This is a genomic window from Pedobacter frigoris (assembly GCF_032678645.1).
Taxonomy (GTDB): Bacteria; Bacteroidota; Bacteroidia; order Sphingobacteriales; family Sphingobacteriaceae; genus Pedobacter; species Pedobacter frigoris_A.
On record NZ_JAVTSP010000002.1, the window covers coordinates 35,823 to 48,109 of the forward strand.

The 12,287-nt window shown below is 38.4% G+C and carries 9 protein-coding genes and 1 tRNA gene; all 10 read right to left on the reverse strand.

Features of this window, described 5'->3' with window-relative positions; all coding sequences use genetic code 11:
• Positions 1-71 precede the first annotated feature (71 nt).
• Positions 72-1,292, reverse strand: a complete 1,221-nt coding sequence (locus R2Q78_RS06535; protein WP_316790064.1) for a hypothetical protein — start codon at positions 1,290-1,292, stop codon at positions 72-74.
• Positions 1,276-1,929, reverse strand: coding sequence for a hypothetical protein (locus tag R2Q78_RS06540; protein ID WP_316790066.1), 654 nt, complete (start codon positions 1,927-1,929; stop codon positions 1,276-1,278). Before R2Q78_RS06540 ends, R2Q78_RS06535 begins: the two co-directional genes overlap by 17 nt.
• Positions 1,930-2,083: 154 nt before the next feature.
• Positions 2,084-2,629, reverse strand: coding sequence for an RNA polymerase sigma-70 factor (locus tag R2Q78_RS06545; RefSeq protein WP_316790067.1), 546 nt, complete (start codon positions 2,627-2,629; stop codon positions 2,084-2,086).
• A gap of 460 nt (positions 2,630-3,089) precedes the next feature.
• Entirely contained in the window at positions 3,090-3,713 is a 624-nt protein-coding gene (locus tag R2Q78_RS06550) for a Crp/Fnr family transcriptional regulator (RefSeq protein ID WP_316790069.1), read from the reverse strand.
• 41 nt (positions 3,714-3,754) lie between these two features.
• The gene (locus R2Q78_RS06555) at positions 3,755-4,720 is read right to left on the reverse strand and encodes an NAD(P)-dependent alcohol dehydrogenase (protein ID WP_316790070.1); all 966 of its coding nucleotides are present in this window, start codon (positions 4,718-4,720) and stop codon (positions 3,755-3,757) included.
• 13 nt (positions 4,721-4,733) lie between these two features.
• Positions 4,734-7,139, reverse strand: a complete 2,406-nt coding sequence (locus R2Q78_RS06560) for a TonB-dependent receptor (protein WP_316790072.1) — start codon at positions 7,137-7,139, stop codon at positions 4,734-4,736.
• A gap of 202 nt (positions 7,140-7,341) precedes the next feature.
• Positions 7,342-8,226, reverse strand: a complete 885-nt coding sequence (locus tag R2Q78_RS06565) for a hypothetical protein (RefSeq protein ID WP_316790074.1) — start codon at positions 8,224-8,226, stop codon at positions 7,342-7,344.
• A gap of 381 nt (positions 8,227-8,607) precedes the next feature.
• On the reverse strand, positions 8,608-9,729 hold the full coding sequence (locus R2Q78_RS06570; RefSeq protein WP_316790076.1) for a Fic family protein: 1,122 nt from the start codon (positions 9,727-9,729) through the stop codon (positions 8,608-8,610).
• 298 nt (positions 9,730-10,027) lie between these two features.
• A tRNA-Arg gene (locus R2Q78_RS06575) sits at positions 10,028-10,099 on the reverse strand.
• A gap of 71 nt (positions 10,100-10,170) precedes the next feature.
• Positions 10,171-12,279 (reverse strand): methionine--tRNA ligase, encoded by a 2,109-nt coding sequence (metG, locus tag R2Q78_RS06580; RefSeq protein WP_316790078.1) that lies wholly within the window; start codon positions 12,277-12,279, stop codon positions 10,171-10,173.
• Between the last annotated feature and the right edge of the window lie 8 nt (positions 12,280-12,287).

Below are 12,287 nucleotides of genomic sequence, written 5' to 3' on the forward strand. Positions count from 1 at the left end.
TTTTCTTTAGATTGTACATTTATACTAGTAGGTAGCATAAAGGCACAGTTCCCGAAGGTGGAAAATGAAAATTAATTTAATTTGTCAATTCGCATGATGAAATCTGTATTTCCCGCCAGTTCAAGACCTCTTTTTAAAGCGCCTGTTTTGGTGTTATAAATCCAGATGTAATTCCCTTCAGCAGTAGAGTTTACAGAAATGTAGGCCAGGTCTTTATTCACCAGTACACATTCTCTTCTTGTTCCTTTGTCTAGCGGAAGGTTCAGTCTTTTTATTACGTTTTTGGTCACTACATCTATGAGATAAAATTCAAAGTGAGCCGTACTATAATGATCCCCCAATCCTTTATACAGATCTTTTCGTTCTGCCCGGACAATGGCTTTGCCATTTCCCAGAGACCACATGCCATAAGCATGGTTGTGTACTGCACCTGAAAAGTCAAAGAAATAATTCGGGTCAGTTGTTGATGCACCATCCTTGATCCTCATGATTGCAGTAGGTCGGTCTGGTCTGTTTCCTAAGGCAATACCCGGACAGGTCATGAAGTAATAGTCCTTCTTTTCGTCATTAAAAGAATAAGATTGTACGGTATTTACACCTCCCGGATATGTAGAGCGGATATCCTTAGCCGTTTTTACAGCAATCATCTGCGGAAAGCTTAAAGCGGCAACATAAGTCGTGTCGCTGGTTGTATAGTCAGATGCACTAAGTTGCTGGTGATAGGTATAGCCTACCAGAAGTGTTTTGGCCTTCAATTCCACAAAACCCACCGATATGTTGTCAAACTTTCCTGAAGGTCCAGGTATGTCCATATTACCGGCAGCAATCTGCTCCATGTTTTCGGTATTTAATAACACATATTTTACCTGTTTAAAATCAGGAGTACTCAATCCCGTCAGCAATAATGTGTCATCTCCCAGCCAAAGGTAATTTTCAATAGAGAAATTTTTCAAAGGCATGGCGGCAATTTCATTCAGACTCCTTCCTTCAAGCCTGTGTTTGGCAAAAGAAGCTTCCTTTCTATCCAGGTGATAATAATACCCATTCCTGACCAGTACACTCCTGTCGATTTCCTTTACATTCAACTCCGCGCCTTCCAATTCGGGAAGTATTTTGCCGCTGTCGAGGTTATTTGTTTCCAGAAGGTATTCTTTTCCATCTTTCCCAAGAATGTAGATGGCGTATTTTTTATCTGTTTTGTCACCAAAGGCCACAGGGGTCTGCTTACATGCGGAAAAGCATGAAGTCAATACAAATAGCAAAATTACAATGCTCCTAAATATTGAACTCATTGATGATTTGCTTTTGTAATACTGGAGGAAGGTCCATCAGGTTCTTTTCGCTTACAATGATGATTTTGTCCCTGCCATCTTTTCCTTTTAGAATGATATAGGTTTGTCCACCTTTAAACGTTACTTTCTCTTTACTTCCTTCAAATAATAGTTCAATATCTTGTTTTGGACAGATGAGCATGCTTCCGGCAAGGTCTACCACGCCAGTGAGGTTGTCAATTCTGGCAGAAGTATTAGTTCCGATTGAAATGTCATATATACTCGACTCCAAATGTTTTACGTTTACGGAAGAAGTGTTGTTTACAGAAACCAATTGCCTTGTAGGGGCAGGCTCCTCATGAACGAGCTGATAACCGGCCACTGCCACGATCCCTGCTACCAAAGAAGCTGCAATCGCTCCCGACCAGAATGAACTGTTGAACAAAGTCCTTTTAGGAGGCGCTGTTTGCTGGTCCGTGATTTCAGGGTTAATGTGCGCCCACATTTCGGCTTTGTGATCTGCCTTCTGCTCCCCCAGGGGAAGTTGCAGCGCTTCATCACTATCGCCGGAAAACAGCCATTCTTCAATAAGACTGGCCTCTTCAGCAGTACATTCGTTCCTGTGATATTTCTCTATTAGGTCCTTATCGATTTTCATTTTTTATTCTATGCCGTTCGTCATCCTGAATTATGAAGATAAAAATCAATGAGTACTACTGAATAATTCAGGATGACGATGAACAAACACAATTACAAACTTATATAAAATATAAGTAGCATAACAGTGGATTTTCCGTAAGCCTAAATGAAAATTAATTGGAGTAGCCAGATAAATTTAAGCGCAGCACACTCAGTGCCTTGGTAATGTGGTATTCTACCGCCCGCTCTGAAATGAGTAGCGATGAGGCAATTTCTTTGTTACTAAGCCCTTGTTCACGGCTCATTTTGTAAACCCTTTTGCACTGACACGGTAAGGTGTCGACAAGAATATTTACTTTTTCCTTTAGATTGTTGAATAAAACACGCTCTTCAGTACAGTTTGACGACATAGCGCAGCCTTCAAATTTTGAGCAGATGTGTTTTTGCTGACTTACTTTATTACGGATATATTCAAAAGTCTTGAACTTTGCTGAACGGATCAGATAATTATTTACGTTTTCCAGTTCCAGTTCATGCCGGCGTTCCCAAAGAGATTTAAAAATATCCTGAACCATTTCCCTGGCCGGTTCTATTTCGCGGATATTATTGTAGCACACGGCATAAACTTTTTCCCAATACATATTGTATATCGTCTCGAAGGTATTTTTATCGATACGTATACTACTGCTAACTGCTGATATGTTGGTGTTTTCTCCCAAGGCTATTTTAAATCCGCAGCAAATATATATTATTTAGACTAATTATAAACGATGCACTGAAAAATTAAGCACCCTTCAGATTTTCATCTAAAGGGTGCTTAATAAATATCCATATCTGAAATAGGGTAGTTCACCTCTTTATTATAAGTAACCTACTCCAGGGCAAGGCAGCTAACTGGTCATTAGCGGTAAAATTTCCTGTCACATCATAACGAATCGTTCGCGATGAACTATCCGGTTTTTTGTCAGAATCCTTTTTACAAGAACCAAGAATAGTAAGCGCTGCAATGAATGTGATGGTTAACTTCTTCATAGTAAGATCTTTTAATTGTTATCCTCTGGTTTTTGTATTGATAATAGCTATACATATCATCCATAGACAAACATAAAAGAGAAAAAGACCAAACTTCTTGACTTCAGTTAAGAAATGATTTTGGCAATCAAATGATACTTGGCCAGGCTATGCCTTTGGTGATGCCGATGAACGCAACCGGCCTCTTATCCTGCTTAAAGATTCTGGTTTGACACCTAAATAACTTGCAATATGATAAAGCGGGACAAATTGAAAAAGTTCAGGCTTGGTTTTTATCAGATTTTCATACCGCTCCTCAGGGCTGGAAGAAAGGAAGTTGTTCACTTCTGTTTTGTAATTTGAATATTGTTTTTCGATTTCCATCCTGCACATCGACTCTAATCGGGGGAACCTTAGAAACATCTCCTTTTCAACTTCGAAGGTGAAAATTGAAATGATACATTCAGATACACACTCCCAGCTCACAGCACTTGGAAGCCGATGGGCATTATTTACATCAACAGTAAGGCTATCACCAGCGGTATAAAATTCCACAGTCTTTTCTTCACCATCTTTCAGATAATATTCCCTGATGCATCCTTTAAACAAATGGTATGAGGCTTTGAGGAACTGACCCTCTCTTAAAATAAATTCGCCTTTTTTAACTTTTTTAACGAGAATTTTGTCTGCAAAAAAATCCTTTTCTTCTTGCGTATTGTAATCATTGCTAATTAAAGACTTTCTGAATGCTAATACCTCCTGGTCAAGATCTGTTGTACTACCAAATTTCATCTATTAAAATTAAGATAATTTTGATATAACTCCAATAAAGTTTAGTCGAAAGTAATTACAACATTTCCTTTTTTCTGCCCGCTTTGCACATAATGATACGCTTCTGCGATATCCTCAAATCTATATCTTCGATCTATCAAAGGAACAAATTCTCCGCTCAAAACAAGTTTATTGATAAACAACATGCTACGTTTTGCTGAGTAGGGCACCGGAAACTTCACTTTTTTCCCCAACATAAAGGGAGAGATTAATGCAAGGAAAGGATTTTGCCAATTTTCCCCTAGTTCAGACGATATATATATTCCGTTTGACTTCAGCAGTGGCTTGCATTTTCCAAAACTACTTTTCCCAACTGCATCAAGAACATAATCGAATTGTTCATTAATTGTCGTAAAATCTTCTTTCCGATAATCAATTACCTTTTCTGCACCTTGTGAATTTAATACCTCTACAAATTCCGTTTCACAGGTTACGGTTACGCTTACGTTAAAATGCCTTAAAAATTGTACGGCCGCATTGCCAATAGCTCCAGTTCCCCCATTGATAAGCACTCGATCTCCAGCATTCAACTTAAGATCTTTTAAGAAATAAAAAGCATAGTGAGCTCCCTCCAGGCTGGATGCTGCTTGTTCGAAGGTCACATTTTCGGGTTTTTTAAGTATTGCCTTTTTTGTCGACACCGCTACATATTCAGCATGTGAACTTAAGCCCTGGTCAAAAAAGCCATAGACCTGATCGCAAATTTCAAATTGGTCTACATTGCTACCCTTGTCTACAACTATTCCCGCAAAATCAGTTCCAGTTACCGGGCGAACAGGTTTAAACAAGCCAATAAAAAGCCGTATCGCCCAAGGCTTTCCTGTAAGTACTCCACAATCTGTTCGGTTTACCGTAGTGGCCTTTACCTTCACTAAGATTTCGTCGTCACCCAGCCTTGGCAAAGGTACCCTGGCAATTTCTAATTGATCGGGAGAACAGTAATCATGCCTTATTGCAGCTTTCATCATATCCATAAATTAGTTAAAAATAAACCCTGTACATCAAATTAGGAAACACTCCCCCCTGTTTCATGTAGCCAACAGAGCCCGGTTCTCCCGGATCGTAAAATTCTGTAAGTCGGCCTCTATTATTTGTAAGATTTTCTATATTAAGAAAAATTTCGTGGGTTGCTCTTGGTTTGTTGATCTTATAACTAAAGGACATCGTAATTTGGTATATATCCTGGATGTCATTTTCATAAGCCTTAGTATAATCATAAAATCTATTGTTTACAGGGTCTACAGCCAAATTCCCATCTGTACCCCTTAACAACGGAATTATTTTTTTTCCTCCTCCAAAAAATGCCCTGCTATTGAAGCTGATTGTTTTATTTTGCGCCTTACCAAGTTTTGGGAAATCTTTACCAAAAAGAACATTTACAAGATAGTTTCCATTGAATCGCGTATTGCGCTCGATTCCATCAAGGGCCTTGTAGGTCGAATTATATACCGAAGCATTCAAAAGATAATAGAAATTTTTGCTAAAGAAGCGTTCAACAGTCAATTCAACTCCGTAGTTTTTACCGCTTCCTTTGTTTACCAGGTCAAGGTATTGAAAATCGAGTCCCTCATTAATAGTAGCGAATATATTCTCTTTAGAATTCGCTACGGGCAAGTCATACAGATCTTGATAATACGCTTCCAACTTAACCATCATATTCTTACTAAAACGGTTCTCGTATCCCAGCACGAAATGATGCGCCTTTAATAAATCAAGGTCTTTATTAGGCTCTATATTGCTTCCGTCCGGCAATTTCACCTGGGTGTAATAATGGTGAATACTCTCCATTGTGCTGTGTTTCCCATAGCCTGCACTTAGCGCACTAGTCTTATTGAGTTCCCAATTTAACGAAAACCTTGGTTCGATTGTACTTTTGTTGTTCAGCAAAACATTCATGTTTTGCACACCAAATACAGTAGTCAGCTTTTCATTAAATCTATACCTGAAACTGATGAAATTTCTAATTGTACTGATATTTTCATTGAAATCAACCAATGTCGATCTAACTTTCGTGCTATCTTTGAACATACTTTGATTAAAATTGTAATCGAGCAGCGCATATTTAGCCCCCACCTGCAGTTTAAGCTTCGAATTGAGTTTGTTGTTGTAAGTGATTTCGCCCCTGTATGTCGATCTGATCAATCTGCCATTAAAATTTAGTTGATTACTTTCTGATGTGTCGGCTTTTAAATTCTCGAAAACATCATCATCAATACCTTCGCTCGAGAAAGACAGCCCGGTATTTATATGGCTATTTTTATTGATCGTGAAGGTATGGTTCATGCCTAAATTCGCAAGGTGCGAGCCTTTATTATAGTCTTCACCTATTTTGTTGGGCACAAACCTTCTTCCGGGTGTTTGCCACAAGGCGGGCGATACGTCTTTAAACAGAAAATTACTAAGACCTGCCAGGCCAAAAAAAGAAAACAGTCCAGCCTGTTTAGTAGGCAATACAACTTTAAAAGCAGCATCTTGAAAATTTAATGCCCCGTTTATGCCTTCTACCAGTCCGAGATTGTTTATCAACGAGACAGTAGAGTAGCGATAATTCACTAAAAAGGAACCTTTATAACCTTTTTTAAATGGCCCTTCGAAGGTAAGCTCCGTACCTAATACACCCAGACCGAATGTTGATTCGAATTTTTCGTTATTTCCTTGCCTTAATTTAACATCATACACTCCAGACAATACATCTCCATATTCTGCTGAAAAGGCCCCGGTATAAAAGTCTGAAGTTGCCAACAAGTTATTATTTAACGCACTGATAGAACCACCTACGGCACTTTGATCAGAAAAATGATTGGGATTTGTAATTTGCATACCCTCTAACCGCCATTGAATATATTTGGGAGAGTTACCTCGCACAATAATATCATTGCTCCCGTCCTGAGAACTGGTAACCCCGGCAAAATTAGACAAGATCCTCGATGGGTCATTAAAACCCCCGGCATATCTATTCGTCTGCTCCGGAGAAATCGACCGACCACTTACCAGGGTCATATCATTTAAGGGCTGACCTTTATTTTTATCGAACGTTACAACTACACTCTCCAGGTGAGCAACGGCTTCCTGCATGTTTATATTTAATACGGTCTCCTTACCCGAATTGACAACAATATTCGGAAGGATTATCTTTTCGTAGCCCACATTAGATATCTGTAATGTAACTCTACCGATCTGCATGTGATCAAATCTAAAATTGCCTTCTTTATCTGTTATTGTCGCTTTTAGAGGGCTACTCCCTGCTATTGCAACTGTCGCGCCCGCAATTGGAGACTTGCTGTCCTGATCTGTTATTACTCCCCTTATCGTTTGACTGAAACTTTGGGAAAAGGAATTTGAATAGAAAAACAGTAAAAATAAAACGGTTATTCCTGCTTGCTTCATGAATTTGCTTATTAAAAAGTTGAAGTACAAAACAACTCTTTGTTTTAAACAAACTCCTTGACTTGAGTTAGGAAATAGTCAATTTCTCTAAAAACTGCCAATTTTAGCGAAATACCCAGGCAGGCACACCAACTATGCGGAATATGAAAAGGTAATCCGCATGGAGTTAACCCTTGGATGCAAAACACCAACTCATATTCAGTTAATCAGGTTTATTGAAATTTTTAAATTCAAACTCAATACCTGAAAATGATGAGTTAATGGATCTGGCGTCAAAGGATTTCTTGATAATTAGTTTGATTTTCTCCTTATTCTCTTTAAAAAGCAGATCCATATCCACATCTCCACCCACCACACTAAACTTATCTCCAGGGATATTAAGGCCTTTACTTAATTCCACAGATTTCTTACCGCCATTAGATATAAGATCATTTAAGTAAGCTTTTAAATAAGTAAGAACTTTTTTAGGATTTTGATCTGTTGATATCCCAATAATATGCTTTTGACCGTAGCCGATTCTAGATAAATAAGATCCTTTGGCTTTTATTTCATCAATTTTCACATTAGGACTTAATTGAAAATGATCATCTGTTATCTGATTTAAAGCAAGGTAATAATAAACTGAATTTAGAACTAACGTAATATTTGTCTCATTTGAATTAACAATATCTTTCGGTGCATAAATCTGAAAGCTAATCTCTGGTAAAAAAGACTTGTTCGTATTTCTTACTAAAGCATTAACCGTATTTCTAAATTCACTTAAAACAGAATTATTTAAAACAGTTTCTGTGATTACCAAACCCTTTGAATCGGTTAAGAAAACCTTTGTATTGGCCAAACTTACCCCAACAAATGGATTGAAGGTCTGATCATCAAAACTTTTACTTTCGGTCACAAAACCCAAATAATTAATGTCTGATTGGTCATTAATAATGAAACTATTCGTGTTTTTAATATCAGAAAAAATAACATCTTTAAATGCCTCTGATGTGTCAAGTCCTTCAACAACAGGACTAATGAGAGTATCTGATTTTTTGCATGACAAGACAAATAACAACGGAATAAATAATAAGGAAATTTTACGCATAAATAAGATCGAAATTTAAGATGTCAATTATTGACTGAGCCAGCTATTTGACGGGCGCAATATAGTCAAGTTTTCTTATTAATGGGTTTACAAATCCGTTAAAGGCCTTTCGAACTTATACTGATTTTATTCTTTTATGTAAGAGCATTAATAAATATATAATAAGAGACCTCAGAAAGCCTAAATATACTGGACTTATTGAAACACGTTGATTGAAGCACTAGCAACGCCATTTGAAGTTAGTATTCCTGTTATGACTTGCCGATTTTCCGATCTCAATATTTTATTTAAAAGCCAGTATTCATTTGCTGGCTTTTTCATTTCTTTCCAGCTCTTTCGCGAGCCGATATGAACTGATAAGCACCGATAATGAACCGATAACTAGCCTTCTAAAATGGAAATCAAATCTCCATTGATATAAAAGACTTCTTTTCCTTCTTTTGCAGGCTGCAGAATACCTGCATCAACAAGTTCGGCAAAATATTTAGTAAGGGTAGTCCTGGAAGTAATCCCAAGCAAGTTGCCAATAAACTTAGGCTTAACGTAAGGCTGACTGAAGATCGCCTCGTTAACCTCTTTATTGTACCATCTTATTCGCCCCCTCGCGTGTTCTAGGGTAGCGTCCATTTGGTCTAGAATACTAACAATTAATTGGCTTGTTAATAGCGACGTCTTCTCTATAGCCTCTAACATGTAAAGTACCCAAGGTTTCCAAGATCCTCTTTGAGTTACAATACTCAAATTGTAGTAATATTCGTCCTTATTTGCAATGATGTATTTCGACAAGTATAAAACTGGTTGATCCAATAACCCCTTATGCACTAGATACAACAGATTTAATATACGTCCAGTTCTTCCATTTCCGTCACGAAAAGGATGTATAGCCTCAAATTGATAGTGAGCTATACACATTTTAATCAGGGGGTCAGAAGAATGTTTTTGATCATCATTTAAATACTCTAATAGGTTTTCCATTAATTGTTCAAGAACTCCGGCACCTCTTGGCGGAGTATAAATTATCTCACCTGCACGAAATTCGCTTTGTCCGCGATTGATTACTGTTAATGATTGAGGAGCACGTAAACCGTCTGTAGAATTTTTAATTTTTCTGAAGATTCCAGTAATACACTCCAAGTCTATCGTCGCTTTATCACGAAGCAAATCGTATCCTTGCCATAGTGCCTCTCGATATCTTAGCACCTCTTTCGTACCAACATTAGCAGCACTTTCTTTCACTGAATCAGATACCGCCTTATACAGTTCATCTTCAGTCGTAAAGATATTCTCTATCGCCGTTGATGCTTTCGCCTCTTGCAAAGCTATCGTATTTATCAGCATATAAGGATTTGGCAATCTTTTTATTGTGCTATTCGCCGCAGCAAGTGCCCGAGATGTTGTTACGAGCTTTTTTAGAATTTCTATATCTTCAACTTCGTTAGACGGAGGAAGCAAAGGAAGATCGTTAAAGGGCTTAGTTCTATCGTATGCCATACACGTGTTCATGCTATCATTCCAAACTGGACATGTATACAAATTAAAGCATAAATATGGACATATCACCCAGACGTGTTCATTTTTTTATAAATATTGAACACGTTACACATATGTGTTCAGTTTTAATGTGCAAAATCACTATATGTCCAGATTTTAAAATGCACATTCAAAAACTTTAGTTCAATCCACCACTAAATAAAGAAGCCTCCAGATCTTCATCTAAAGGCTTTCTCTTAAAATCATTTTATCCGATTTAAAATGTTTCGAATAACTTTCCCCTCGTTGTTCCCATGTGGGGGAGATTCTGTGGTCTCGACGGGAATCGAACCCATATCTAAAGTTTAGGAAACTTCTATTCTATCCGTTGAACTACGAAACCAGGGTCTTACCATATAAGACGGTCGCAAATATAATACTTTCCAGTAATTATTCCCCTCTCATACCAAATATCTATTTGATCACACTGCCATTCTGATGACTTTGTACCGGGGCTACAAAAGCCAGCTTACCATCTGCATCCTCAGACATCAGAATCATTCCCTGCGACAAAATACCTTTGATTTCCCTTGGCGCAAGGTTAACAATCAAACTCACCTGCTGACCAATAATAGCCTCGGGCTTATAATATTCTGCGATACCAGATACAACAGTTCTCTGATCAATACCCGTATCTAGAGTCAGCTTAAGCAATTTCTTAGTTTTCTCTACCTTTTCAGCAGCTACGATTGTCGCTACGCGAATATCAATAGCACCAAATTGTTCAAACTGTATGTTATCCTTTGCGGGAGCAGCAGCAGCAGTAGCAGAAATGTTATCCGCTTTACTTTGGTTTAGTTTATCTATCTGTGCCTGAACAGCCTCATCTTCTATCTTTTCGAAAAGCAACACCGGCTCATTCAACTGATGCCCTCTATGCAGCAGGTTCATTTTTCCAGCATCTTCCCATAAATAACCTCCGTAGTTGAGCATCTTCATCAGCTTATCTGCTGTAAAAGGAAGGAAAGGCTCTATCAAGATCTCTATCGTTGCAGCTATTTGTAAACTAATATTTAAGATGGTACGAACACGGTCTTCATCTGTTTTAATCACTTTCCAGGGCTCGGTATCAGCCAGGTATTTATTACCCAGACGGGCAACATTCATCACCTCTGCAAGCGCTTCTCTAAAACGGTAGTTCTCTATAGAGGCGCTAACCTTTGCCGGAAACGCTGCAAGATCATCGATTACCTGCTGGTCTTCAGCTGTAACATTCATGCACATCGGTACCTTTCCACCAAAATATTTATGCGTAAGCACGACAACACGATTGATAAAATTACCCAGTACCGCTACCAGTTCATTGTTGTTCCTTGCCTGAAAATCTTTCCAGGTAAAGTCATTGTCCTTAGTCTCGGGAGCTGTTGCTGTCAAGACATAACGCAGCACATCCTGCTTGTCTCTAAATTCAACCAGGTACTCATTAAGCCATACGGCCCAGTTTTTTGAAGTGGAGATTTTCTGCCCTTCCAGGTTTAAAAACTCATTTGCCGGCACATTATCTGCAAGAATATAATCGCCATGAGCCATCAACATCGCAGGGAAAATAATGCAATGGAAAACAATATTATCTTTTCCTATAAAATGAACCAGTTTCGTATCCTCATCTTTCCAGTATTCTTCCCAGTTTCCCTTCTCAACTTCACCCTGATTGATGTAATATTCCTCAGCTTTTGGATTCCAAACATCTAATCGGGCATATTCAAAAAGCTCTTTAGTTGCCGAGATATAACCAATTGGCGCATCAAACCATACGTATAACACTTTTCCATCCGCACCTTTAACCGGCACCTTAACTCCCCAGTCCAGATCGCGTGTCATTGCCCTTGGCTGCAAACCTGCGTTTAACCAGCTCTGACACTGCCCGTAGACATTGGGTTTCCATTCCTTATGTTGTTCAATGTAAGTTCTTAAACGTTCCTCATATTGATCCAGGGGCAAAAACCAGTTCTTTGTTTCTTTCCTCACCGGAGGCTCGCCAGACAGGGTAGACTTAGGATTGATCAGATCAGTCGCATTTAATGTACTTCCGCAGCTTTCACACTGATCTCCATAAGCGTTCTCATTACCACATTTTGGACACGTTCCAGTAATATACCTGTCTGCCAAAAAGGTTTGTGCCTTCTCATCGTAATATTGCTCAGTTACCTCTTCCGTAAAAACACCCTTTTTATAAAGATTTTCAAAGAAATCAGAAGCAGTTTGATGATGAGTTAATGAAGACGTTCTATGATAAATGTCAAAAGAAACACCAAATTCCTTAAAAGAATCACCAATGATTTTATGGTATTTATCTACTACCACTTGTGGGGTTACACCTTCTTTTTTAGCTTTCAGGGTAATCGGCACCCCATTCTCATCAGATCCGCAAATAAACTTCACATCTCTTTTGTTAGAGCGCAAATACCTCACATAAGTATCAGCAGGAAGGTAAACTCCAGCCAAATGTCCAATATGCACAGGTCCATTTGTATACGGCAATGCAGCCGTTACGGTATATCTTTTTATTTTACTGTTATCCAAAACTATTT

Coding starts and splice junctions, on each gene's coding strand:
- R2Q78_RS06555 (WP_316790070.1), bottom strand. CDS start 4,720: ATGATGAAAGCTGCAATAAGGCATGATTACTGTTCTCCCGATCAATTA.
- R2Q78_RS06570 (WP_316790076.1), bottom strand. CDS start 9,729: ATGAACACGTGTATGGCATACGATAGAACTAAGCCCTTTAACGATCTT.
- R2Q78_RS06565 (WP_316790074.1), bottom strand. CDS start 8,226: ATGCGTAAAATTTCCTTATTATTTATTCCGTTGTTATTTGTCTTGTCA.
- R2Q78_RS06540 (WP_316790066.1), bottom strand. CDS start 1,929: ATGAAAATCGATAAGGACCTAATAGAGAAATATCACAGGAACGAATGT.
- R2Q78_RS06550 (WP_316790069.1), bottom strand. CDS start 3,713: ATGAAATTTGGTAGTACAACAGATCTTGACCAGGAGGTATTAGCATTC.
- R2Q78_RS06535 (WP_316790064.1), bottom strand. CDS start 1,292: ATGAGTTCAATATTTAGGAGCATTGTAATTTTGCTATTTGTATTGACT.
- R2Q78_RS06560 (WP_316790072.1), bottom strand. CDS start 7,139: ATGAAGCAAGCAGGAATAACCGTTTTATTTTTACTGTTTTTCTATTCA.